This window comes from Terrabacter sp. Root181 (assembly GCF_001428505.1).
Lineage (GTDB): Bacteria > Actinomycetota > Actinomycetes > Actinomycetales > Dermatophilaceae > Terrabacter.
In genome coordinates this window covers 253140-277231 of sequence record NZ_LMHU01000005.1, presented here as the reverse complement: position 1 = coordinate 277231, position 24092 = coordinate 253140, and the positions used below count along the sequence as shown (strand labels likewise).

Below are 24092 nucleotides of genomic sequence, written 5' to 3'. Positions count from 1 at the left end.
TACATCGGGCCTCCCGAACTTTTTCCTCCCGAGACGTATCAAGCCCGGACGAGTCGACTCTGGGAGGTCAGGGGGAACGGTCACCGGGCTGCTACGGGGCGCTGCGGAGGGGCAGCAGGCCCGGTGACCTGCACAGGGGTTCGGGACTTCCAGGGGGCGGTCCCGTCCATGGGGCGCCGGGCCTCGCAGCACCGGCGCCCCTTCTCCCTGCCCATGGGACGAAAGGTGCCGTACCGGACACCGACCGCGTATGCCGTCGCCGCGCGTCGCGCTCGCGCGCTCGCTCCCGTCGGCGCATACTTCTCGGACGGCGCGGACGTCAGGGACCGCGACGTGAGCTCAGGGGAGTCAGGTGCACGGCATGGCAGGCGTTCGGAACGGTGACGGTCGACGGGGCGGGTTCGCCTCTGCTGCAGCGCTGGTCGTGCTCGGCCTCACGTTGACGGCCTGCAGCGGCACGACGCCGCAGACGACGTCGGCCGCCGAGTCCCCCTCGGTGACCGCCACGGCGACGGGCGCGGTCGACCCGGTCCCCAGCGACCCGGCCCCGATCCCGACCGTGACCGCTGACCCGCTGACGCCGACGAAGCCCACCCCGAGCGCGTCGGCGACGACGAGCGCCGCGCCGACGACGGCTGCCCCGACGCCGACCGACCTGGGAAGCGTCGTGGGCGCGTGCGAACGGACGCTGCCGGCATACCCCGTCCTCGAGCGCGGCGCGAAGGGTCCGGCGGTGCGGGCGCTCCAGTGCTTCCTCAACGACGCCGACTACGGCCCGGTCGTCGTCGACGGCGTCTACGGCGCCCAGACGCGTGCGGCGGTGAAGAAGGTCGAGGCGAGCCTCGAGGGGCCGGCGCCCAAGCCGGGGCGCATCGACGCCGGCATGTGGGTGCTGCTCATCTCACGGTCGCTCGGCGACGGCACGCTCGAGGTGGGCTCGACGGGCGCCGACGTCGTGACCCTCCAGCGCGCGCTGCGGGCCGCAGGCGGCACCCTCACGGTCGACGGTGACTTCGGCTCCGAGACGAAGAAGGTCGTCCGGCGCTTCCAGCAGGCCAACCGGGTCGGGGACGACGGTGTCGTCGGCGACGAGACCCTCTTCCTGCTCAAGATGGGCGCGACGATCGGCTGACGCCGGTCGACGACGCTCGCCGGCCGGCCTCGGCTCAGGCGCGCAGGTCGTCGAGCCAGGTTCTGGCGCGGTCGAAGTCGTCGTCGGACGTGCCCGGCCGTGCGTCGGGGCGACCGCCGTCGGCGCGCGGGTAGGACCCGAGGAAGCGCACCTCGGCGCAGACCCGACGCAGGCCCATCAGGGTCTCGCCGACGCGCGCGTCGAGGACGTGGCCCTCGAAGTCGATCGAGAAGCAGTAGGAGCCCATGGCCTCGCCCGTGGGTCGCGACTCGAGACGGGTCATGTTGACGCCGCGGACCGCGAACTGCTCGAGCAGCTCGAGCAGGCCACCGGCGTGGTCGTCGCGCTGGAAGAGCACGACCGTCGTCTTGTCGGCGCCGGTCGGCTCGGGCAGTGTGCCGGGTCGCGCGACGAGGACGAAGCGCGTGACGGCCGACGCGTTGTCGCCGATGTCCTCCGCGAGGATCTCGAGCCCCTCGTTGCGTGCCGCGACCGGGGCGCAGACCCCGGCGTCGAACATGACGTCGCCCGGCTGCCCGAGCGCGGCGGCGCTCGCGGCCGTCGACAGGGTCGGCACGTACTCGGCCTCGGGCAGGTGCTGACCCATCCAGCCCCGCACCTGGGCCCACGCGTGCGAGTGGGTGCCCACGGTGCGGACCCCGGCGAGCGGCGTACCCGGTCGGGCGCACAGGACGAAGGTGATGGGGACGAGCACCTCGCCGATGACGACGAGCGGCTCGCCCGTCGCGAGCGAGTCGAGCGTCGCGGAGACGCCACCCTCGACGGAGTTCTCGATCGGCACCATCGCGGCGTCGATGTCACCGGCCCGCAGCGCCGAGAGCGCCGCGTCGACCGAGCCGAACGGCAGGTGGTCGCGACCCTCGGCGGCGTCCCAGGCGTCGAGCGCCATCTGGGTGAAGGTGCCCCGCGGACCGAGGTAGCCGAAGCGGTGCAGCTCGTCTGGGGTGCGGGGCGGCGTCACGACGCGTCCTTCGTCCGGTCGGACTGGCCGGCGGGACGCCGGGGTCGGCCCCTGCCCGGCTCGTCCTCGGTGGCCGAGGCCAGCGCCTGCTGCTCCTCGGGGGTCAGGGTGATGCTCGACTTCCCGCCGACGATGCCCTTGGCATACGTGCGGGACTCCCCGCGGGCGTGGATCGAGCTGATGACGATGCCGTCACCGAGGTCGTCGACGATCGCGGCGGAGAACGACAGCCGCCCACCCATGTCGCCGAAGGCGTCGTAGCGCACCACCGCGACGTTGCGCAGGCTCTGGCGCACGTCGTCCTCGGCGCTCGCCACGTGGTCACGCAGTCGGGTCAGCTCGGCCGTCAGCCGGTCGATGCGATGGTTCTGCGTGGCCGCGACGCGCGCGATGTCGGTCTGGCCGTCGTCGCCGAGGGCGGCGAAGTCGCGGCGGACCCCGGCAAGGCGGAGCTGGGCCCCGACGGCCAGGGCGAGGGCGAGCAGCGCGACGACGACGGCGGCGATGGCCAGGGTCGTCAGCGTCGAGGCGTCCACGATCGGCAAGGGTAGCCGCGCCCGTCGCGGGGGGCCCTTCGATTCCAGCCCGTGACCTCGCCCTACACGGACAGCCGCGGTTTGTAGTCTGTCCCCCGTGATCCGCCGCCACCCCGTCAAGACGCTCGTCGTCCTGCTCCTGGTGATGGTGGCTGCGCTCACGCTCGCCTACGTCAAGCGCACCACCGTCCCCGTCCCGCCCACCACCGCGCCGGAGCCCGGCGAGTCGCTCGTCGTCGTGGGTCTCGGTGGCCTCTCGTGGGACGACGTCTCGGCCGAGGACACCCCCATCCTCTGGGGCCTGCTCCGCGACGGCTCGGCCGGCTCGGTGTCGGTCAAGAGCCTGCGGCTGACGACGTGCCCGACCGACGGCTGGGCCACGGTCTCGGCCGGTGAGGCGGCCGGCCCGGACACCACCGAGTCCCGGCCCCAGTGCACCCCGCTGCCGCCGGTCGCGGGTGACGCCACCACGGGCTACCGCGTCATCGGCTTCGACGCCCTGGCGGCTGCGTCACGCGAGGCGGAGTTCCGGGCGCAGCTCGGGCTGCTCGGCGACAGCTTCGCGGCCGACAAGACGTGCATCCAGGCCGTCGGCCCGGGCGCCGGCCTCGCGGCCGCGACGTCCGACGGCAAGGTCGCGAAGTACTCCCCCTTCCAGGCGACGACCCTCGTGTCCGACCTGGCGCAGTGCCCGGTCAGCATCGTCGACGTCGGCGGCATCGACTCGACCGACCCCAACCCGACGCGGCACCTCGAGAAGATCAACGGCATCGAGCGCCGGATCGAGCTCGTCATGGACGCCATGCCCAACGGCGCCGACCTCGTCGTGGCCGGCCTCGCCGACCGTGACCAGCAGGAGCGCCTGCGGCTGCTGACGGCGAGCGGGCCGCACTACGCACCCGGGCTGCTCGCGTCGGCCTCGACCCGCCTCGTCGGCGTCGCCCAGCTCTCCGACATCACCGCCACGATCCTCCAACGCGGTGGCGTCGAGCCGCAGTCCGCCATCGGGGGTCGAGCGCTCAGCGTCGTGCCGTCGGCCAACAACAGCGAGTCGACGGCCGCGGCCAAGCTGACGGTGCTCACCGACATCGACACCAAGGCCGACGCGATGCACAACGTCGTCGCGCCCTTCCTGCTCATCTGGCTCGTCGGCACGGCCCTGGCGATGGTCGTGCTGTGGCTCGTGATGCGCCGTGCCCGCCCGTGGAACCGCCGCTTCACCCGGGCGCGGGTGCTCCGGATGGTGCGCCTCGTCGGGCTCGTGTCGGCCGCGATGCCGGCGGCGACCTTCCTGGCCAACCTCGTCCCGTGGTGGCGCTGGTCGACCAACACGTTCGTGCTCGTGGCGGTGCTCTTCGTCCTCGTCCTCGCGATCAGCTCCGCGCTGACCCTCGGCTGCCTCAAGGGACCGTGGAGCAGCTCCGCCCTGGGGCCGCTGGCGGCGATGTCGGCGGTCACGGCCGGTGTCATCGGCACCGACCTGCTGACCGGGTCGCACCTGCAGATCTCGTCGATCTTCGGCCTCCAGCCGCTCGTCGGAGGCCGCTTCTACGGCATGGGCAACGTCGCCTTCGCGTTGTATGCCGCCGCCGTCCTGCTGCTGTGCGCCGCCATCGCGCACGCGCTCGTCAGGCGGGACTCCCCGCGGCTCGCCGTCTTCGCGGTCGTCGTCATCGGGGGCGTGGCGCTGGCCGTCGACGTGCTGCCGGCCTGGGGCGCCGACTTCGGCGGCCCGATCGCGCTCGTGCCGGCTCTCGGCTTCCTCCTCATGGGCGTGATGGGGTGGAAGACGTCGGTGCGCAACGTGTCCATCGTGTTCGTCGTGGCGGGCCTCGTCGTCGGGCTCGTCTGCTACCTCGACTGGCGTCGGCCGGAGTCCGAGCGCTCGCACCCGGGCCGCTTCCTGCAGACCGTCATCGACGGCGGAGCCTGGGACGTCATGTCGCGCAAGCTCGGGGCCAACATCTCCCTCGCGTTGCACCTGCCGGTGCTGCTCGTCATCGTCGTCGTGCTCATGGTGCTCGCCGTCATGATCGTGCTGCGCCCCGGCATCCTCGGCACCGAGCCGCTGCGCCGCCTGCTCGAGGAGGCCCCGCTCATGCGACGCGGCCTGCTGTCGGTCATCGTCATGGCCGTCATCGGCTTCCTCACCAACGACTCCGGCGCGGCGATCCCGCCGGTCGCGGCGATCTTCACCGTGCCCCTCGTCGTCTCGGCGGTCATGCACTTCCTGTCCATCGAGGCGCGCAACGCCCCGGTGCGCCGACGGCGCGACCGCCACCACATCTGAGGAGCGACCCCGTGGACCCGCAGACGCCGGACCGGCACCCGGACCGTGTGGGGCTGGCCCGTGACATCGACCGCGTCTGCCGCCTCGAGGGCGAGTTCGTCGTCCGGTCCGGCGCCGTCGTGTCGGAGTACTTCGACAAGTACCTCTTCGAGTCCGACCCCGTGCTGCTGCGCCGGGTGGCCGAGGCCATGGTGCCCCTCGTGCCCTCCGACAGCGACCTGCTGGGCGGCCTGGAGCTCGGCGGCGTGCCGATCGCGACGATGATGAGCAGCCTGACCGGCCTCCCGGCGCTCTTCGTCCGCAAGGCGCCCAAGGCGTACGGCACACGCCGGCTCGCCGAGGGAGCCGACGTGGACGGTCGGCGCATCACGCTCGTCGAGGACATCGTGACGACGGGCGGCGCCGCCCGCGATGCGACGGTCGTGCTCCGGGAGCAGGGCGCCACCGTCGAGGTGGTCGTCTGCACCGTCGACCGCAGCGAGCCGGGGGCGAACCGCCTCCACGAGCTCGGCCTCGAGACCCGCTCGGTGCTGACCCGCGCCGACCTCGACGCCGCCCGAGCGGGCCGAGCGGGCCGAGCGGGCTGAGCGGGCTGGGTCAGCCGGGGCCGAGGCGGCGACGCAGCCGGCGGACGCCGAGGGCGAGCGCGACGTCGCGGTACTGACCGGCCCGGTGCACCTGCGCGCGCCAGTCGGTGCCGGTGACCCGGTGCTGCAGGTCGCAGGGGACCTCGAGGATGGTCAGACCCGCGTCGAGCACGTCGACGGTCATGCCGACCTCGACACCCCAGCCGCGGGCGAAGGGCGTGGCCGCGGCGATCGCGGCCGGCGAGAGGCAGCGCATGCCCGAGAGCGGCTGTCTCGGCGACCACCCGGTCAGCTCCTCGATGCCGCGGCGGGCCAGGCCGACGACGAGGCCGTGCCCCCCGGCGCTGCCCTTCTGCTCGGGGAGCGTCGCGATCGTGAGGTCGGCCTCGCCGCGCGCGACGGGACCGACGAGGGCGCCGACGGCCTGGGCCGACGCCTCGAGGTCGGCATCGACGAAGAGGATCGACGTGCTGGCGTCGAGACGCCCGACACGACGCAGCCCGGTGACGCGACCGAGGCCGCTCATCATCGCGTCGGCCTTGCCGTGGTTGCGCACGTGACGGACGACCTCGGCACCCTCCCGGGCGGCGATGACGGCGGTCCCGTCGGTCGAGCCGTCGTCGACGACGACGACCGCGGAGACGCCCGGGATGGTGCGCACGCCCCGGATCGTCTCGGCGATCCGGGCCGACTCGTCCTTGGCCGGGATGACGACGGCGACGGACAGCGGTGGAGTCGTCGTCATCGGGGCGCGTCCTCTCAGCGCAGGGTGACCTGGCGGTTGGTCAGGCCGGCCTTGGCGCCGCGCTCGGCCGCGGTGAGCGGCTCGGTCGACGCGGCCGCGGCCTCGATCCGCGTCTTCATCGCGGCGACGGCGTCTTCGAAGTCGGCGGCCGAGGAGCCGGGGTCGACCTCCCACACCGGGATGAGCAGGCCGCTCGAGCGGAAGCAGCCGAGCAGGCGGCCGTCCTCACCGAGGTGGCTGTCGCCGGCGGCGTGGAGCCGCGCGAGGGCGCCTGTGGCCGCGTCCTCGTCGAAGGGCAGCACCCAACGGACGTAGGTGCGCTCGCCGATGCGGCACCAGAAGGCGGACGGCGCGGCGTCGAGCTTGACGGTCGGGATGGCCGACTCGTTGGCACGCTCGAGCGACTCCTTGCCGTCGGCGTCGAGGTCGGCGTCGGCGACCCAGAAGTCGAAGCCCTCGTGCAGCTGCATCTCGAACGCCGAGTCGGTGTCGAGGATGTCCTGCAGGCGCGGGGTGTCGGCCATCGACACGGGCAGCGTCGTCACCGGCGAGCCGGCCTCGGCGACCGACGCGAGGGCGATGGCCTGGGCGATGTCACGGCTCGTGTCGCCGCTCGCGTTGCCGGACTGGATGCCGACGAGCACCTCACCGCTCTCGCGGTGCAGGCCCGGCCACGCCAGCGGGAGCACGGTCGCGATCGTCACCTCGTCGGGCGCACCCTCCGGGGTCTTGCCCTCGGCGAAGCGGACCGTCGCGGTCGCGGCCGGCACGATCTCGCGCATCGCGACCCAGTCGGTCTCGTTGGGCAGGCCCTCGAAGGGGCGGGCCACGAAGGGGGCCGGAAGCGGACGTGCGGAACGGTCTGCGCGCTCGCTGCGCGGTCGACGTGATGCCTTACCCATGCGCGCCACCCTAGTGGCCGGGCCGGGGTCAGCCGAACGCGGTCGCGAGCGGGGCGAGGGCCAGCACGTCGTCGGGGCCGTCGAGCCCGACCGGCGCGACGAAGGCCGTCGTGACGCCGAGGTCGGCGAGGCCCGCGAGCCGGGCCGCGTGCTCCGTCGACGTGCCCGCGTGGTGCCGGGCCGCGAAGGCCGCTGCGGCGGTGGGGCCGCGGTGCCGCTCGACGCGGGACCAGACGTCGTCGCGGTCGCGGCCGACGAGCGGGAGGTCGAGCACCGTCGCGTGGACCGTCGAGCGGTCGCGTCCTGTCTCCGCGACGAGCGCGAGGTAGCGCGCCACCTTGGCGAGACCCGCCTCGTCGGACGGCACGTTGCAGCCGTCGCCGAGGCGGGCCGCGATGCGCAGGGTGCGGTCACCGCCACCACCGACGATGACCGGGATGTCGCCGACCGGTCGGGGGTAGGACGTCGTCTCGGGCAGCGAGACCCGCCGTCCGGCATACGGCTTGGTGCCCGGGGCCCAGAGGGCCTTCATCGTCTCGATGCCCTGCTCCAGCGCGTCGAGCCGCGCTCTCGCGGAGGGGAACCCGAGGCCGTATGCCGTGTGCTCGCGCTCCCACCAGCCGGCACCGACCCCGACGAACGCCCTCCCACCCGTGAGCGCCGAAAGCGTCGCCACGGCCTTGGCGGTGATGCCCGGGGCGCGGAAGGTGACGGGCGTGACGAGGGTGCCGAGCTGGAGCCGCGACGTCGAGGCGGCGAGGGCACCCAGGGTCACCCACGGCTCGGGGATCGGGTCCCACGCCCGGCCGACCTGCGGGATCTGGATGAGGTGGTCCATGAGTGCGAGGCCTGCGAGACCGGCCTCCTCGGCGGCCCCGGCCATGTCACGCAGCCAGGCGAGCAGGTCGCCCTCGGCGGGGAAGCGCGAGAGCTGGAGCACGACGCCGCGCAGGTCCTCGTGCTGAGCGGGCGAAGTCGACGCGCGAGCGGACTCGGCCGCGTCACCGGTGGCGGCCCGCTCGTCCGTGGCGACACGGACGACCTGCCACCCCTCGGCCTCGAGCAGGTCGACCGTCGCCGCGACCGACGCCAGCTGGCTCGTGAGGACGCGGGAGGGGACCGGGCGGTCGCGGGCGGCGTTGCGCGAACGGCACACGCCGGCAGGGGTGTCGAGGAAGACGGCGACGGCCGGAAGGCCGACGGCCCGGGCGGCGTCACGCCAGCCGCGGCGGCGGGCGGGGTCGGTGCCGAGCGTGTCGACGACGGTCGTCAGGCGTCGGCCGAGGCGGGCCGCGACCACCTGCTCGAGGAGCGAGAAGGCGTCGGCGGAGGCGTCGAGGTCGTGCTCGCCGCTGCCGACGACACCGCGCAGCGCATCCGAGGAGACGACCTCGTCGGCGCGGTATCGCGAGGCGGCCCACGTCGACTTCCCCGACCCGGAGGCGCCCACGAGGACGACGAGCGCCGGGTCGGGAAGGGACACGGCGCGGGCTGCCCGTCGGCTCAGTGCGAGCGGCGGCGCGAGGGCCCGCCGAGGGACGCCCAGACCGTGCGGCCGTTGGGCTCCTCGATGACGCCCCACTCGTGCGCGAGCGAGCGGACGATGCGCAGCCCGCGTCCGCCGGGTGCCCACGTGGTCGGCGGTGCTGGGCGCGGGGCGGTCGGACCGCCACCGTCGGAGACCTCGACCTCGACGACGTTGTTCTTGACCTTCCAGTGGATGCGGATCGCACCGTCGGACAGGGGTTTTGCGTGGCGGATGGCGTTGGCGACGAGCTCGCTGACGACGATCTCCGCCTCGTCGATGACCTGCGGCGAGACCTCACGTGCCAGGAGGTCCTCGACGAGCTCCTTGCGGATGCGGGGAGCCGCGGACGGGGCCCACTGGATGCGGACCGTGCGCTTCTCGCCCAGCGGAACGGCTGGGACGTTGCTCATGGATCTCCTCGCGATCGCGTTGGCTCGTCGGGCGTCCACGTTCATGTGGGACGCCGAGCCGCTCCCCTGTGTGCTCGCCACGTCAGTCCTCCTCACGGGCGATTCGCATGCCCCCGTCGTTGAACGCTAACGAAACCTGCGCCGGACCTCAATGAAGTGTGAGTTTTTCCCGTGCCGCTGACCTGTCGATTCGTCCATATCAACCTCTCTAGCGCGGAGACTAGAGAAGGCGATACGGCCGCATCGACGGAGGCGGCGCGACACACCCGGCGTTCGACTCGATCCGCCCCGTACCCATGTGTCCGCCTCTTGCACAGCGAACAGTCGCGATATATCGTCGACCTATCGCGACTGTTCGTGAGTCGCGTTCACAGAAGGAGAACCACCATGCACGGACACCACCACCACCGACGTGAGTCCGGCTGGGACGGCAACTGGGGCGGCGGCTGGGGAGGCCAGGGCAACGGCCCCGGCTTCGGACCCGGTCGAGGCCCCTGGGGCGGTCCCGGAGGACCCGGCCCCGGCGGCCGTGGCCGCCCCGGGCCGCCCCCGTGGGTCGCCGACCTCGTCCGCCACTTCGGCGGACCCGGGTTCGGCTCCGAGTTCGGCGGACGCCGCGGGCCCCGCGCCCGACGCGGCGACGTCCGCGCCGCCATCCTCGACGTCCTCGCGGGCGACGAGATGAACGGCTACCAGCTCATCCAGCAGATCTCCGAGCGCACCGGCGGCGCGTGGAAGCCGAGCCCCGGCTCGGTCTACCCGACCGTCCAGCAGCTCGAGGACGAAGGCCTCGTCGAGGGCCGCGACGTCGAGGGCCGGCGACTGCTGCGCCTCACCGACGCGGGTCGCACCTACGTCGAGGAGAACGCCGAGGAGATGGCCGCCACCTGGCGGCCCTTCGAGGAGTCGACCGAGGAGGAGGCCCCCCGCCCCTCCGGCGGCGCCAACGACCTCATGCCGCTCGTCGGCCAGGTCATGGGCGGCATGTGGCAGGTCGTCACGACCGGCACGTCACAGCAGCGGGCGGAGGCGGCGGAGATCCTCACGGAGACCCGGCGCAAGCTCTACCGCCTGCTCGCCGACGGCGACCCCGAGTAGGCCGGAGTACGCCCGAGAACGCCGGAGCACGCCGCTCCGCCTGCACCCCGAGCGCGTTCAGTCGCGCTCGGGGTGCAGCACGAAGAAGCCGAGGTCGCGCCCGCCGGCGCGCTCCTCGTACGCCGTGTAGCCGCGGTAGAAGTCGAGCGCCGCCTCGCGCACCCGCTCCTTGTCCGGGCCCTGCACCTGCTCGGCCCGGACGCGGTGCACGACCCCGTCGACCTCGAGGGAGGCCTGCGGGTGGGCCCGGAGGTTGAAGTACCACGCCGGCGGGGTGGCCGACCCGTAGTGGGAGGCGATGACTCCCCACCCGTCGTCGAGCGGCGCGAGCATGAGCGGCACGGTGCGGGGCTGCCCGGACCGTGCGCCCGTCGTCGTCAGCATCCCGACGGGGACGGCGGCGAGCCACTGGCTCGGCAGGGTCCGGCCGGGCGCGAACCGGTGGGCCAGCAGGTCGAGACGGTCCAGCGTGCGCTTCGAGACCCACGCTCCGGGTTTGGACGCGACGAGCCGTCGGAGGGCGCGCTGGACCGGGTTGGCGTCGTCGACGGGGCGCAGCTGCATGCCTGCAGCGTAGGACCCGTCGGGACCATGCGGGCCTCGTCCGGCAGGATGGCTGGGTGCTCCCGTCCGCGCCCTCCGAACGCTCCGGCCCGTCCGGCCTCCTCGTCGCCGGCACGTCGTCCGATGCCGGCAAGTCCGTCATCGTCGCGGGACTCTGCCGGGCGCTCGCGCGCCGCGGTGTCCGGGTCGCCCCGTTCAAGGCACAGAACATGTCGAACAACTCGATGGTCTGCCTCGACGGCGGCGAGATCGGCCGAGCCCAGTGGCTCCAGGCCGTCGCCGCCCGGGTCGAGCCGACGACGGCGATGAACCCCGTCCTGCTCAAGCCCGGCACCGACCGCCGGTCGTTCATCGTCGTGCGCGGCGAGCCCGCCGGGACGCTCGAGGCGGGACAGTATGCCGCCGGGCGGGCCCACCTGGCCGACGCGGCGTTCACGGCCTACCGCGAGCTCGCCGACGCGTACGAGCTCGTCGTGTGCGAGGGCGCGGGCTCCCCCGCCGAGGTCAACCTCCGCTCGGGCGACTACGTCAACATGGGACTGGCCCGCGAGTTCGGACTGCCGGTCGTCGTCGTCGGCGACATCGACCGCGGCGGGATCCTCGCCGCGCTCTACGGCACGTGGGCGCTCCTCGACGAGGACGACCGGGCACTGCTGAAGTCCTTCGTCATCAACAAGTTCCGCGGTGACGTGTCGGTGCTCGAGCCGGGGCTCGACACCATCACCGACCGCACCGGCGTGCCGTTCCACGGCGTCATCCCGTGGCTGCTCGACGTGTGGCTCGACAGCGAGGACACCCTCGAGGTCGGCCACTGGCGTGCCTCGACGGCCCTGTCGGCGACGTCACGGGAACGGCTCAAGGTGGCCGTCCTCCGGCTGCCCCGCATCTCGAACGCCACCGACGTCGACGCGCTCGCTGCCGAGCCCGGCGTCGACGTGCTGGTCACGATCGACCCGGCCGTCGCCGACTCGGCCGACCTGCTCGTGCTGCCCGGATCTCGTTCGACTGCAAGCGATCTCGCGTGGTTGCGGGAGCGCGGCCTTGCTGACGTCGTCGCCCGGCGTGTCGCATCCGGGCGGCCCGTGCTCGGCGTCTGCGGCGGCTACCAGATGCTCGGGCACGAGATCGAGGACGACGTCGAGGGCCGGGTCGGGGTCGTGCCGGGCCTCGGACACCTGCCCGTCCGCGTCGAGTTCGGTGCGGACAAGGTGCTCGCGCGTCCGGTGGGTTCGTGGTCCGGCCACGGTGTGGACACGGCCTACGAGATCCACCACGGGATCGCGCGCCGACTGCCCGCGGACGACCAGGTGGTCGCGAACTCGCCTGAGCCGCATGCCTTCCTGGACGGCTGGAACGTCGGTGAGGTGTGGGGCACGATGTGGCACGGAGCCTTCGAGAGCGACGACTTCCGCCGCGCCTGGCTCGCGCAGGTCGCCCGAGCGGCCGGCTCGCACTGGCAGCCCGACGCGGACGCTCTCGGCTTCACGCAACGTCGCGAGCGGATGCTCGACACCCTCGCCGACGCCCTCGAGGAGCACGTCGACATCGACGCCCTCCTCTCGTTCACCCGGATGGGAGCCACACCATGATCGAGCGCATCCGCGTCATCGGGATCGGGATGGGCGATCCCGGGCACGTCACCGGCGAGGCGACGCGGGCCCTGGCCACCGTCGACGCCTTCCTCGTCGCCGACAAGGGCGACGCGAAGTCCGACCTCGTCGCCGCCCGGGACGCCGTCTGCGACGCCCTGATCCCCGCCGACCACGCCTACCGCGTCGTGGAGGTCACCGACCCGCGACGGGGGCCGGACGCCGAACGCGACGCGGCGGCATACGACCGCGGCGTCCGGGACTGGCACGCGGCGCGCGTCGAGGCGTACGCCGTCGTCATCGACGGGCTCGCCGACGGCGAGACGACGGTCGGCTTCCTCGTGTGGGGCGACCCGGCGTTCTACGACTCGACGATCCGGGTCGTCGACGCGCTCGTCGAGCGGTACGCCGCGGCCGGCGTCCGCGTGGAGCACGACGTCATCGCCGGGATCAGCGCGCCGCAGCTGCTCGCCGCGCGCCACCGCATCCCGCTCAACCGCATCGGTGCGCCGATCCACATCACGACCGGTCGCCGGCTCCTCGACGAGTACGACCCCTCGCTCGGCGACGTCGTCGTCATGCTCGACGGGCACCTCGCGTGCGCGGAGCTCGCTGGTGCCTACCCCGACCTCGAGCTGTGGTGGGGCGCCTACCTCGGCACGCCCGACGAGCAGCTCGTGCACGGGCGACTCGCCGACGTCGTGGACGAGGTGCGCCGCGTGCGCGCCGAGGCCCGCGAGCGGCACGGGTGGGTCATGGACACCTACCTCCTGCGACCCCCGGCCGGCGCACCGGAGCGCCCTGGCCCGCCGCCGTTCCCCGAGACGGAGCCGCTGACCGACGGCGTCGTCACGGTGCGCCCCCTCACGGCCGCCGACTGGGAGGTCGTGCGCGACGAGCACAACAACGAGGAGTCGCTGCGCTGGGACTTCGCGGGCGAGCCGCTGACCGACGAGGACGCGCGGCGCAAGACGGCCGCGGCCAGGCTCGAGTGGCGACGCGGACGGGCGGCGCGCTTCGTCATGACCGACGCGGAGTCCGGTCAGGGCGCCGGCGTCATCGGGATCATGCGGATGGGGCCCCCCGGGACCGGGCTCGTGGGCTACGGCGTGCTGCCCGCCTTCCGTGGCCGCGGTTTCACGACGCGGGCCCTGCGGCTCGTCTCGAAATGGGCGCTGGAGGACGCGGGTCTTGCACGCCTCGAGCTCGGTCACAAGGTGGGCAACGAGGCGTCAGGTCGGGTGGCCGCGAAGGCCGGCTTCCGGGCCGAGGGTCGGCTCAGCGGGCGCCTGCCCAACCCGGACGGAACCCGCTCCGACGAGATCTACTACTCCCTGACGCGCGAAGCACCAGCCGCGACCGGGCCCGCTGAACCCGGCGAACCCACCGAGCCCAACGGACCCACCGACCGGCCCGCCGGCTGACCACGGTCCACCCGAAGTGGTCCCGTGGGTGGTCACGAGGGTCCCTCGACGGTCCCGTCAGACCCGGGCGAGGAACTCGAGGACGCGCTCCCGCACGAGCGCCGCAGCGTCGGGGTCGTAGGCCGACGTGCTGGCGTCGGCGAAGAGGTGGCCGCACCCGGCGTACGTGAAGAGCTCGCCGTCCGCGGCGGCCGCGACGACGGCCCGGGCCGCGTCGACGTCACCCTCGTCCATGAAGAACTCGTCAGCCTCGCCGCCGTGCACCTGGACGGGAACGCCCGTGGGCCAGTCGGGCGCGAACTCCCCGAGCGGGATGGCCGAGTCGAGCAGGACGGCACCACGGGCCCCGGGCCTGGTCTGGGCGAGCCGCTGCGCCGCCATGACGCCGAGCGAGAATCCGGCGTAGACGAGGTCGTCGGGCAGGCCCTCGGCCGCGGCGACGCCCTGCTCCTGCAGGTTCCCGAAGCCGATCGACCGCGCGTTGGCCATGCCCTCGTCGAGGGTGGCGAAGCTCTTGCCGTCGTAGAGGTCCGGCGCATGGACGGTGTGCCCGGCGGCGCGCAGGGCGTCGGCGAAGGCGAGGAAGCCCGGGGTCTGGCCCTGGGCGTGGTGGAGGAGGAGGACGTCAGCCACGCTTGCTCCTGTGCTCGATGGATACCGCGCTGTTGATCCAACAATCTAGACTGATCCAACAATGTCGATCAATAGCCCGCAGCTGCCCGACTACGAGCTCCCCGACGCGGTGGAGCTGACGACGCCTGCCCAGCTGCGCGCGATCGCCGACCCCCTCCGGTCCTCGCTCCTCGACCTCGTGCTCGAACGGGCAGCAACGGTCTCCGAGCTGGCCACCGCCGTCGGCCGGCCCAAGAGCACCGTCGCGCACCACGTCGGCGTGCTCGTCGACGCCGGCATGCTCCGGGTCGTGCGCACCCGCCGCGTCCGGGCCATCGACGAGCGCTACTACGGTCGCACCGGACGCACGATCGCCATCGGTGTCGCCCGCCACCCCGGCGACCCGACGATCCCCGTGTGCGTCAACGGGCTCTCGGTCGCCGCCGCCGAGTCGGTCCCGGCCCACGAGGACGACACGCTCTACAGCACCCTGCGCCACGTCCGCATCCCCAGGGAGAGTGCGTCGGAGTTCTGGCGCCGGGTCGAGGGACTGGTGCGCGAGTTCACCGCGCTGCCCCGCTCGGGTGACACGGTCTACGGCCTCGCCGTCGGCCTCTACCCCACCGACCAGCCCGTCCTCCCCGAGGCAGTGGCGACCGACGAGGAGCAGTCTTGACCCAGCCGCCACTCCCCCTTCGCGTCAGCGCCGTGTCGATCGACTGCGCCGACCACGTGGCGCTCGCGGCCTTCTACGCCGAGCTGCTCGGCGGCACCGTGCTCTGGTCCCACGACCACGCGTCGGCGGTCGAGGTCGACGGGCTGGTGCTCGTCCCGCAGGCCGTCGCCGGCTACGTGGAGCCGGAGTGGCCCGGCACGTCCGTCGTCCACCTCGACGTGACCATCGCCGCCGACGACCTCGACGCCCAGACGGAGCGCGCCGTGGCTCTGGGAGCCCGCCTCGCGGCACCGCAGCCCGACGGCCGCTGGCGCGTGCTGCTCGACCCCGCCGGCCACCCGTTCTGCCTGACGCCGTTCGCTCCCTGACAAAACGACCAGACGGGGCCCGTTCCCGTCATACGCTCGGAGTCACACCGCTGACGAGGAGTCGAGCATGAACGAGGGACCTTCGGCTCCCCCCGGCTGGTACCCGGCCGGTGAGGGCGAGCGCTACTGGGACGGTCGTGCGTGGACGCCGCACACCCGCCCTCCCATGGCCCCACCCGTGGTGGCGACGGACGCCCACGGGCTCCCGCACAACGTCCCGAACGCGCCGTGGGGACAGGCCGGGTGGCCACCACCGTCACGACCGTCCGGGCAGTCCGTGCCGCCCGGCATGGTCGGGACGCCGGTCTACTACACCCAGGTCGCCCCGAAGAACCCGGCCCTCGCCCTCATCGCATCGTTCTTCGTGCCGGGTCTCGGCAGCATCATCAACGGCGATGTCGCCAAGGGGATCGGGATCTTCATCGGCTACGTCCTGAGCTTCGTGCTCGTGATCGTGCTCGTCGGGATCGTCGGCGTGTTCGGCTTCTGGGTCTGGGGCATGGTCGACGCCTACCAGGGCGCCCGCCGCTGGAACGCCGCCCACGGGATCCTCAGCTAGCGCGATTTCGCTCCCGCGACGGCGCCACCGGAGGAGACTCGGAAGATGGCGCGACGAAACCTCAAGTGCCTCATCCTCGGCCACCGCTACACGCGGTTGAAGCTGAAGGGACGCACGATCCTGACCTGCAAGCGGTGTGGTGACGTCGATGTCGTCGAGCACGACATGCGCGGCCTGCAGTTCTGACCCCACCCTCGAGAGCGTGATCACGCGCGCGATCGCGCTCTTCAGGGTGGGTCGACGTCGCCGCTGAGGCAGGGGTTGTAGAGGAATGTCCCACCGAAGGCGGTGTAGCAGCGGCTCGTCCGGTCGACGGACACCGGCGCTGTCGGCGCCGCCAACGGGAACTGCACCACGCGCGGCGACACGTCGAGTCCATGCCCCAACGGAGGACCGGGCAGGGGCGCCGTCTGGGAAACCCCGGGATGGCCACGCGACGTCGAGCCGGACAGGTCAGTCCTCGAGGTCGCCCTCGACGTCGAGGTAGACCTGCTGCAGGTCGGCCATCAGCTGCGGGTCCGGCTCCTTCCACAGCCCCCGGTCGACGGCCTCGTGGAGCCGCTCGACCATGCCGTGCAGCGCCCACGGGTTGGCCTGCTGGAGGAAGTCGCGGTTCTCCTTGTCGAGCACGTACGTCCGGGCGAGCTGCTCGTACATCCAGTCCGTCACGACTCCGGCCGTCGCGTCGAAGCCGTAGAGGTAGTCGACGGTCGCGGCGAGCTCGAACGCACCCTTGTAGCCGTGCCGCCGCATCGCCGCGATCCATCGCGGGTTGACGACGCGGGCGCGGAAGACGCGCGCCGTCTCCTCGGTGAGGCTGCGGGTCCGCACGGAGTCGGGCGTCGTCGAGTCGCCGACGTACGCCTTGGGCTCGCGACCCGTGAGCGCGCGGACCGTCGCGACCATGCCCCCGTGGTACTGGAAGTAGTCGTCGCTGTCGGCGATGTCGTGCTCGCGCGTGTCGATGTTCTTCGCCGCGACGTCCATCCGCGCGTACGTGCGTTCCATGTCGGCCCGAGCGGGTATGCCGTCCAGCTCGCGCCCGTAGGCGAAGCCGCCCCAGGTGGCGTAGACCTCCGCGAGGTCGGCGTCCGAGCGCCAGTTGCCCGACTCGATGAGGGGCAGGATGCCGGCGCCGTAGGAGCCCGGCTTGCTGCCGAAGATCCGGGTCGTCGCACGGCGGGCGTCGCCGTGGTCGGCGAGGTCAGCGGCGACGTGGGCGCGCAGGTAGTTGTCGTCGGGTGACTCGTCGAGGTCGGCGACGAGGCGCACGGCGTCGTCGAGCATCGCGATGACGTGCGGGAAGGCGTCACGGAAGAAGCCGGAGATGCGCACTGTCACGTCGATGCGCGGCCGGCCGAGCTCGGCGAGCGGGATCGCGTCGAGACCGACGACGCGGCGGGACATCTCGTCCCAACGCGGGCGAACGCCGAGGAGCGCCAGCACCTCGGCGATGTCGTCGCCCGACGTGCGCATCGCCGACGTGCCCCACACCGACAGGCCGACCGAGCGCGGCCACTCGCCCGTGTCGGCGCGGTGCCGGGCCAGCAGGTCGTCGGCGAGGAGCTGGCCGGTCTCCCAGGCGAGACGAGACGGGATCGCCTTCGGGTCGACGGAGTAGAAGTTGCGCCCGGTCGGCAGGACGTTCACCAGTCCACGCAGGGGCGACCCCGACGGACCGGCCGGGACGTAGCCGCCGTCGAGCGCGTGGAGGACCCCGTCGATCTCGCCCGTCGTGGCCCGCAGCCGCGGGACGACCTCGCGGCACGCGAAGGCCAGCGAACGGCATACGCCATCGGTGTCGACCTGCGGGTCGGCGCCCAGCTGCTCGCGGACGATCCCCGGCACGGCCGCCTCGTCCCAAGCGGCCTCGGCGAGCGCGGCGACGAGCGCGCCCGCCTGCTCCTCCGCGTCGTCGACGGACGAGCGCTCGGCGTGCCCCTCACTCAGACCGAGCGCCGTCCGCAACCCCGGCACGGCGCCGACGGCACCGGCGAAGACCTGGTTGGCCCGCAGGATCGCGAGCACGAGGTTGGCGAGGCCCTCCCCCGCAGGGGCCTCGCCAAGGACGTGGAGGCCGTCGCGGATCTGGACGTCCTTGACCTCGCAGAGCCAGCCGTCGACGTGCATGACGAACTCGTCGAAGGCGTCGTCGTCCGGTCGGTCCTCGAGCCCGAGGTCGTGGTGCATCTGCGCGGACTGGATGAGCGTCCAGATCTCGGCGCGCAGGGCCGGCGCCTTGGCCGGGTCCATGACGGAGACGTTGCCGTACTCGTCGAGCAGCTGCTCGAGTCGGGCGATGTCGCCGTAGGACTCGGCGCGCGCCATCGGCGGCACGAGGTGGTCGACGATCGTCGCGTGGGCGCGGCGCTTGGCCTGGCTGCCCTCGCCGGGGTCGTTGACGAGGAAGGGGTAGACGAGCGGGAGCGCGCCGATCGTCGCGTCAGGACCGCAGGCGGCGGAGAGCGCGAGGTTCTTGCCCGGGAGCCACTCGAGGTTGCCGTGCTTGCCCATGTGGACGACGGCGTGCGCGCCGAAATCCCTTGCGAGCCAGTCGTAAACGGCGAGGTAGTGGTGCGTCGGCGGCAGGTCGGGGTCGTGGTAGATCGCGATCGGGTTCTCGCCGAAGCCGCGTGGGGGCTGGACGAGGACGACGACGTTGCCGGCGCGGATGCTCGCGGCGACGAGCTCGCCCTCGGGGTCGGTGTGGCGGTCGACGAAGACCTCGCCGGGCGCCTCGCCCCAGTGCCGGGTCACGGCGTCGCGCAGCTCGGTGGGCAGTGCGTCGAAGTGCTCGCGGTAGCGGGCGGCCGGGATGCGCACGGGCTGGCCGCTCAGCTGCTCCTGGGTCAGCCAGTCCTCGTCCTGCCCGCCGGCCTCGATGAGGGCGTGGATGAGGGCGTTGCCGGCGGTCGTGTCGGGCGTCTCGCCGTCGACGGGCTCGAGCGGCCCGGTGCCGGGGATCTCGCCGGGCTCGCCGAGGTCGTAGCCCGCGTCGCGCATCGCCCGCAGCAGCCGGATGATCGAGACAGGGGTGTCGAGCCCGACGGCGTTGCCGATGCGTGAGTGCTTCGAGGGGTACGCCGACAGGACGATCGCGATGCGCCGCTCTGCGGCTGGGGTGTGGCGCAGCCGGGCGTGGTTGACGGCGAGCGTGGCGAGCCGGGCGCAGCGCTCGGCGTCGGGCACGTAGTGGGGCAGCCCGTCGGCGTCGGTCTCCTTGAAGGAGAACACACCCCCGATGATGCGGCCGTCGAACTCGGGCACGGCGACCTGCGTCGCGACGTCGAGCGGGCTCATCCCGTCGTCGCTCGCGTCCCACTGGTCGCGGCTCCACGTCAGGCACAGCCCCTGGATGATCGGGACGTCGAGCGCGGCCAGCGCCTGCACGTCCCACGCCTCGTCGTCCTCGCCGGCACTGGCGGTGCCCGGCTTCGTGCCGCCCGCGGCGAGGACGGTCGTGACGAGCACGTCGTATGCCGTGAGGTGCTCGAGGAGGTCGGCGGGGGCGTCGCGCAGCGACGAGACGTGGACCGGCACGCCGATGCCGCCGGCCGCATCGACCGCGTCGGCGAGGGCGTGGACGTAGGCCGTGTTCTCGGCGGCGAACTGGGCTCGGTAGAAGAGGATCCCGACGCGGGGGCGGGTCCCGGGAATGTCGAACGGCCGTGGCTCGCGACGCTCGAGGACGCCCCACGTCGGCAGGGTGACGGGCGGCTCGAAGCCCTCGCCCGTCATGAGGAGCGTGTCGCCGAGGAAGGCGTGCAGCTCGCGCAGGTTGGCGGCCCCGCCCTCCGCGAGGTAGCGGTGCGCCCCGGCGACGACGCCGGGCGCGACGGTCGAGAGCTCCATGAGGGCGGCGTGCGGGGTCTGCTCACCGCCGAGCACGACCATGGGCTTGCCGCCGGCGCGGATCCGGCGGAAGCCCTCGCAGAGGTCCTGGGGCCCGCCGAGGATGCGGGCCACGACGACATCGGCGGCCTCGATGGCCTCGGCCATCGAGGTGTGACCGGGACGCGACGGGTTGGCGAGCAGGTAGTCGGCACCGCTCCCGCGGGCACACAACAGGTCGGTGTCAGACGTCGAGAGCAGCGCGATGCGCGTCACTGGAACTCCTCGGCGGGGTGTCCACGCCCCGCGGTCGAAAGGAAAGAGAAGCGCTGCCGGCAGTTCCTGACTCACCGCCTCCCTCACGGGTGGCGGCTCACAGTGGCGGGACCGTCCCGGATTCTCACCGGGTTCCTGGGTCGACGACGCTGGGCCCACCCTAGCCCGTGCCCGTCCCACCGTCGCGACGGAGGCCGCTCGATAGCGTGACCGGGTGCGCATCCTCGACCTCACCGACCTGACCGGACGTCCGGTGTCCGACTTCGGGAGCGAGGGGTTCTCGGTCGCCGGGCTCGCCCGGGGCAGCGACACCCACGTCGTCGTCCTCGCGCTGGAGCACGGCGGCATCATCGGCCGGCATCCCGCCGTGGGCCGCCAGCTGCTCCTCCTCGTGGCCGGCGACGCGCTCGTCAGCGGCGACGACGGGGTGCTCGTCGAGCTCGCCGTCGGACACGCAGCCGTCTGGGATCCGGGCGAGAGCCACGAGACCAGGAGCGCGACCGGGATGACCGCGCTCGTCGTCGAAGGTGACGTCACCCTGGCCTGAGACGGACGTCTTGACCTCCTCGGGCTCGGGCCTACCATGTGCCGCGTGACCGCCCCGACGAGCCGAGAGCGCCGGGCAGGCGATGCCTGTCCCGGGGTCAGTCGACCCTTTGTCGCGGTCGACGGCTCCATCGTGCGGCTCCGTCCTGCTGCTCAGCCGGTGCGCCTCGATGCACTGTCTGGACTCATGGATATCGTTGCAGGACAGGCGGATCCGGCGATCCAGCTGACGTCCCGCGGCGCGCTGCAGCTGAGAGGGCTGCCCGACCCGCTGACGCCGCGGATCCGCGACGCGATCCGGGCGGCGGGCCTCGTCCCGTCCGCGACCCACGAGCTGGTCCGCAACGTCGTCGCCTCACCGCTCTCAGGTCTCGACGGCGCCGGGCACTGTGACCTGCGTCCCGTGACCCGAGCCCTCGACACCGCGCTCCGCGCCGACCCCGACCTCGCGCACCTCGGTGGCCGCTTCCTCTTCGTCCTCGACGACGGGCGTGGCGACGTCGTGGGCGAGTCGTTCGACCTCGGGGTGATCGCGACCGGACCCGGTCGCTGCGTCGTCCTGGCCGGAGGCACCAGTCGGGGCTGGGAGGTGCCGCTGGCCGCTGCCGTCCCACGACTCGTCGCGCTCGCCCACGAGTTCGTGGAGCGAACCGGCGGCGACGAATCCGTCTGGCACGTCAGCGAGCTCGCAGAGCCCCTCGGGCCCGAGCCGACGGCTCTGGTCGACCTGCCGCCGGCCCCGGAGCGCCCGCTGGGGGCAGTCGGGGAGCACGTCGTCGTGGCCGTGCCGCTCGGTCTGCTGCGGCCCGACCACCTCGCCGCGCTCGCGCGGGTCACGGATCGCGTGCTCGTCACCCCGTGGCGCTCCCTCGTCGTCGAGAACGCCGCCGCCGCACGTCCCGAGCTGGAGGGCGCCGGCCTCGCGACGCACACCGGCTCGCCGTGGACGCGACTGCACGCCTGCACGGGCCTCCCGGGCTGCGCGCGGTCCGCCCTCGACACCCGCGCCCTGGCCCGCGAGCTCGCCCCCGTCCTGCCCGGCGGGCACCTCCCTGTGCACGTCAGCGGGTGCGAGCGTCGCTGCGGCACGCCCGCGACGGTATACGTCGACGTGCTGGCCCCGACCTCAGTCGACGCGGCACTGCGACAGATCTGCGACAGCAGCCCACCACGGCACGACCAGGAGACCCCGTGAACGTCCGGACCGAGACCGTCACCCCACCGACGCGGCGCTACGACTACCTGACGGACGGCGCGGAGATCTACCGCCGCTCGTTCGCGACGATCCGCGCGGAGGCTCACCTCGACCACCTCCCCGAGGACGCCCGCGTCGTGGCCGTCCGCATGGTGCACGCGAGCGGCGACGTCGACCTCACGGAGCACATCGCCGTGCACCCCGGGGTCGTCACCGCGGCGCGAACCGCCCTTCGGGCCGGCGCGCCGATCCTCACGGATGCCCACATGATCGCCTCGGGCATCACCCGAGCCCGCCTGCCGCGCGACAACGAGGTCGTCTGCACGCTCCGCGACGAACGCGTGGCGGCACTCGCACAGGCCTGGGGCACCACGCGATCCGCCGCCGCGGTCTCACTCTGGGGAGATCGGGTCGAGGGTGCCGTCGTCGCCATCGGCAACGCGCCGACCGCGCTCTTCCACCTCCTCGAGACCATCGCGGACGGTGGTCCGCGACCAGCAGCCATCGTCGGCATCCCCGTGGGTTTCATCGGCTCGGCGGAGTCGAAGGTCGCCCTCGCCGAGAACCCCTTCGGCATCCCGTGGCTCGTCGTGCACGGCCGCCGCGGGGGGTCCGCTCTCGCGGCGTCGGCCGTCAACGCGTTCGCCCGGGAGGAGGAGCTGTGAGCGGCTGGCTGCGCGGCGTCGGCGTCGGGCCCGGCGACCCCGAGCTCGTCACCGTCAAGGCCGTGCGACTGATCGGTGAGGCCGACGTCGTCGCCTTCCACAGCGGACCACGCGGCGACTCGATCGCCCGACGCATCGCGGCGTCGTACCTCCGCGAGGGAGTCGTCGAGGAGCTGCTCGTCTACCCCGTGACGACGGGCGCGACGGACCACCCGCTCGGCTACCACGGGCTCATGGCCGACTTCTACGACGAGTCCGCGGATCGCCTTGCAGCGCACCTTGACTCGGGCCGCAACGTCGTCGTGCTCGCGGAGGGCGACCCGCTCTTCTACGGCACCTACATGTACCTCCACGACCGGCTCGCAGACCGCTACGACACCGCGGTGGTCCCCGGCGTCACGTCGGTCAGCGGTTCGTCCGCGGCCGTCGCGACGGGGCTGTGCCGGCACGAGGACGTGCTGACGATCCTCCCGGGCACGCTGCCGGTGCCGGAGCTCGCCCGCCGCCTCGCCGACACGCAGGCCGCGGTGGTCATGAAGCTCGGCCGCACGTTCGAGAACGTCCGCGAGGCCCTGCGCCAGGCCGGACGGCTCGACGAGGCGCGCTACGTCGAGCGGGCGAGCTCCGACTCCGAGCGGGTGCTTCCCGTGGCCGACGTCGACGCCTCGACCGTGCCGTACATGTCGATGGTCGTCGTCCCCGGTCGCGACCTCCGTGCCGACGCCGCCGGACGCGCGGCGGCCCCACGCACCGTCGATCCCGTTGTCCCGCAACCTCACCCGGAGACGGGCCGCGGCGAGGTCGTCGTCATCGGGCTGGGTCCGGGGCCGGAGCGGTGGCTCACCCCGGAGGCGTCCGCGGTCCTCGCCGAGGTCGGTCACGTCGTCGGCTACGCCCCGTACGTCAACCGGGTGCCACAGCGCGAGGGACTGACCCGCCACGCGTCGGGCAACACCGTCGAGGTGGACCGCGCCCGTGACGCCCTCGAGCTGGCCCGCAAGGGCGAGCGCGTCGGCGTCGTCTCCGGTGGCGACGCCGGCGTCTTCGGCATGGCGTCGGCCGTGTTCGAGGCCGCCGAGACGCACGGCTACGCCGACGTCCCCGTACGCGTGCTGCCCGGTCTCACCGCCGCGCAGGCGGTCGCGGCCCGCGCCGGCGCACCTCTGGGTGGCGACTTCGCCGTCATGTCGCTCTCCGACCGGCTCAAGCCGTGGACGGTCATCGAGAGGCGTCTGCGCGCCGCTGCGTCGGCCGACCTCGTCGTGGCGCTCTACAACCCCGCGTCGCGCAGCCGCACCGAGCAGGTCGCCCGCGCCCGGGAAGTCTTCCTCGAGGAGCGCGACCCCGCGACCGTCGTCGTCGTCGGCCGCGACGTGGGGCGTGCCGAGGAGTCCTTGACGGTGACGACGCTTGCCGACCTCGACCCGACGACGATCGACATGAAGTGCCTCGTCATCGTGTGTGCCTCGGGTTCCCGCGTCACGGATGCCGGCCAGGTGTGGACACCCCGCTACGTCCACTGACGCGCGTGCCGGTGGTGCGACGTGCCCGAGGACGCGAGCAACACTCGACAGTCG

24 protein-coding genes and 1 riboswitch are annotated in these 24092 nt (G+C 73.1%); of the genes, 14 read left to right on the top strand and 10 right to left on the bottom strand.

Going from position 1 to position 24092, the window contains the following annotated elements:
- The first annotated feature begins 361 nt into the window (after positions 1-361).
- Positions 362-1132 carry a peptidoglycan-binding protein gene (locus tag ASD90_RS10200; protein WP_082588624.1) on the top strand — a complete coding sequence of 257 codons (771 nt, stop codon included), beginning with the start codon at positions 362-364 and terminating at the stop codon, positions 1130-1132.
- A 34-nt stretch (positions 1133-1166) separates the two neighbouring features.
- Here ASD90_RS10200 and pheA read toward each other — a convergent pair whose 3' ends face one another.
- Both pheA and ASD90_RS10190 read right to left on the bottom strand, forming a co-directional pair.
- Positions 1167-2114, bottom strand: a complete 948-nt coding sequence (pheA, locus tag ASD90_RS10195) for a prephenate dehydratase (RefSeq protein ID WP_255358554.1) — start codon at positions 2112-2114, stop codon at positions 1167-1169.
- A complete protein-coding gene (locus ASD90_RS10190) occupies positions 2111-2650 on the bottom strand; it encodes a DUF4446 family protein (protein WP_157623145.1) in 540 nt (179 codons plus the stop codon). The genes pheA and ASD90_RS10190 overlap by 4 nt, the downstream gene beginning before the upstream one ends.
- Before the next feature lie 97 nt (positions 2651-2747).
- On the opposite strand from ASD90_RS10190, the gene ASD90_RS10185 reads away from it, so the two are divergent.
- Entirely contained in the window at positions 2748-4940 is a 2193-nt protein-coding gene (locus tag ASD90_RS10185; protein WP_056755428.1) for a hypothetical protein, read from the top strand.
- Between the two features lie 11 nt (positions 4941-4951).
- On the top strand, positions 4952-5527 hold the full coding sequence (gene pyrE / locus ASD90_RS10180; RefSeq protein WP_200958595.1) for an orotate phosphoribosyltransferase: 576 nt from the start codon (positions 4952-4954) through the stop codon (positions 5525-5527).
- Positions 5528-5537: 10 nt separating this feature from the next.
- On the opposite strand, the gene ASD90_RS10175 is transcribed toward pyrE, so the two are convergent.
- From ASD90_RS10175 to ASD90_RS10160, 4 genes are read right to left on the bottom strand one after another with little or no spacing between them, the layout of a single operon-like run.
- The gene (locus tag ASD90_RS10175; RefSeq protein WP_056755425.1) at positions 5538-6272 is read right to left on the bottom strand and encodes a glycosyltransferase family 2 protein; all 735 of its coding nucleotides are present in this window, start codon (positions 6270-6272) and stop codon (positions 5538-5540) included.
- A 14-nt stretch (positions 6273-6286) separates the two neighbouring features.
- Complete coding sequence (locus tag ASD90_RS10170; protein ID WP_056755423.1) at positions 6287-7174, bottom strand: DUF5926 family protein; 888 nt, start codon at positions 7172-7174, stop codon at positions 6287-6289.
- 28 nt (positions 7175-7202) lie between these two features.
- The gene (locus ASD90_RS10165; protein WP_056755421.1) at positions 7203-8657 is read right to left on the bottom strand and encodes an LLM class flavin-dependent oxidoreductase; all 1455 of its coding nucleotides are present in this window, start codon (positions 8655-8657) and stop codon (positions 7203-7205) included.
- 20 nt (positions 8658-8677) lie between these two features.
- Positions 8678-9112: an ATP-binding protein gene (locus tag ASD90_RS10160; protein WP_056755418.1), complete on the bottom strand. Its 435-nt coding sequence runs from the start codon at positions 9110-9112 to the stop codon at positions 8678-8680.
- Positions 9113-9499: 387 nt separating this feature from the next.
- On the opposite strand from ASD90_RS10160, the gene ASD90_RS10155 reads away from it, so the two are divergent.
- Complete coding sequence (locus tag ASD90_RS10155; RefSeq protein WP_056755415.1) at positions 9500-10210, top strand: PadR family transcriptional regulator; 711 nt, start codon at positions 9500-9502, stop codon at positions 10208-10210.
- Between the two features lie 57 nt (positions 10211-10267).
- Here the strand turns inward: ASD90_RS10155 and ASD90_RS10150 are convergent, their stop codons facing one another.
- A complete protein-coding gene (locus ASD90_RS10150) occupies positions 10268-10774 on the bottom strand; it encodes a nitroreductase family deazaflavin-dependent oxidoreductase (RefSeq protein ID WP_056755412.1) in 507 nt (168 codons plus the stop codon).
- A gap of 56 nt (positions 10775-10830) precedes the next feature.
- Here ASD90_RS10150 and ASD90_RS10145 point away from each other — a divergent pair, with 56 nt between their 5' ends.
- Positions 10831-12363, top strand: coding sequence for a cobyric acid synthase (locus ASD90_RS10145; RefSeq protein ID WP_056755410.1), 1533 nt, complete (start codon positions 10831-10833; stop codon positions 12361-12363).
- Positions 12360-13787, top strand: coding sequence for a precorrin-6A synthase (deacetylating) (gene cobF, locus ASD90_RS22940; protein WP_082588622.1), 1428 nt, complete (start codon positions 12360-12362; stop codon positions 13785-13787). The genes ASD90_RS10145 and cobF overlap by 4 nt, the downstream gene beginning before the upstream one ends.
- A gap of 57 nt (positions 13788-13844) precedes the next feature.
- Here the strand turns inward: cobF and ASD90_RS10135 are convergent, their stop codons facing one another.
- On the bottom strand, positions 13845-14420 hold the full coding sequence (locus ASD90_RS10135; RefSeq protein WP_056755407.1) for a dienelactone hydrolase family protein: 576 nt from the start codon (positions 14418-14420) through the stop codon (positions 13845-13847).
- 61 nt (positions 14421-14481) lie between these two features.
- On the opposite strand from ASD90_RS10135, the gene ASD90_RS10130 reads away from it, so the two are divergent.
- The 4 genes from ASD90_RS10130 (at position 14482) to ASD90_RS23495 (ending at position 16188) form a co-directional block, all read left to right on the top strand.
- Positions 14482-15075: a transcriptional regulator gene (locus ASD90_RS10130; RefSeq protein ID WP_056755404.1), complete on the top strand. Its 594-nt coding sequence runs from the start codon at positions 14482-14484 to the stop codon at positions 15073-15075.
- Positions 15072-15443 (top strand): VOC family protein, encoded by a 372-nt coding sequence (locus ASD90_RS10125; RefSeq protein WP_056755402.1) that lies wholly within the window; start codon positions 15072-15074, stop codon positions 15441-15443. The genes ASD90_RS10130 and ASD90_RS10125 overlap by 4 nt, the downstream gene beginning before the upstream one ends.
- Positions 15444-15510: 67 nt before the next feature.
- Positions 15511-16002, top strand: a complete 492-nt coding sequence (locus ASD90_RS23980; RefSeq protein WP_200958594.1) for a DUF2510 domain-containing protein — start codon at positions 15511-15513, stop codon at positions 16000-16002.
- Positions 16003-16047: 45 nt separating this feature from the next.
- Complete coding sequence (locus ASD90_RS23495) at positions 16048-16188, top strand: hypothetical protein (RefSeq protein ID WP_157610656.1); 141 nt, start codon at positions 16048-16050, stop codon at positions 16186-16188.
- 41 nt (positions 16189-16229) lie between these two features.
- Here the strand turns inward: ASD90_RS23495 and ASD90_RS23785 are convergent, their stop codons facing one another.
- Together ASD90_RS23785 and cobN are read right to left on the bottom strand one after the other, a co-directional pair.
- Positions 16230-16370, bottom strand: coding sequence for a hypothetical protein (locus ASD90_RS23785; RefSeq protein ID WP_162260194.1), 141 nt, complete (start codon positions 16368-16370; stop codon positions 16230-16232).
- Positions 16371-16455: 85 nt separating this feature from the next.
- Entirely contained in the window at positions 16456-20109 is a 3654-nt protein-coding gene (cobN, locus tag ASD90_RS10115) for a cobaltochelatase subunit CobN (protein WP_056755399.1), read from the bottom strand.
- A 40-nt stretch (positions 20110-20149) separates the two neighbouring features.
- A riboswitch (cobalamin riboswitch) is annotated at positions 20150-20278 on the bottom strand.
- Positions 20279-20323: 45 nt separating this feature from the next.
- Here cobN and ASD90_RS10110 point away from each other — a divergent pair.
- The 4 genes from ASD90_RS10110 to ASD90_RS10095 all read left to right on the top strand — a co-directional run bounded on the left by ASD90_RS10110 (position 20324) and on the right by ASD90_RS10095 (position 24038).
- Entirely contained in the window at positions 20324-20656 is a 333-nt protein-coding gene (locus ASD90_RS10110; RefSeq protein WP_056755396.1) for a hypothetical protein, read from the top strand.
- Between the two features lie 186 nt (positions 20657-20842).
- Entirely contained in the window at positions 20843-21850 is a 1008-nt protein-coding gene (locus ASD90_RS10105; protein WP_235506538.1) for a precorrin-3B synthase, read from the top strand.
- A complete protein-coding gene (locus ASD90_RS10100; protein WP_056755393.1) occupies positions 21847-22515 on the top strand; it encodes a precorrin-8X methylmutase in 669 nt (222 codons plus the stop codon). The genes ASD90_RS10105 and ASD90_RS10100 overlap by 4 nt, the downstream gene beginning before the upstream one ends.
- Positions 22512-24038, top strand: coding sequence for a precorrin-2 C(20)-methyltransferase (locus ASD90_RS10095; RefSeq protein WP_056755390.1), 1527 nt, complete (start codon positions 22512-22514; stop codon positions 24036-24038). The genes ASD90_RS10100 and ASD90_RS10095 overlap by 4 nt, the downstream gene beginning before the upstream one ends.
- The last annotated feature ends 54 nt before the right edge of the window (positions 24039-24092 follow it).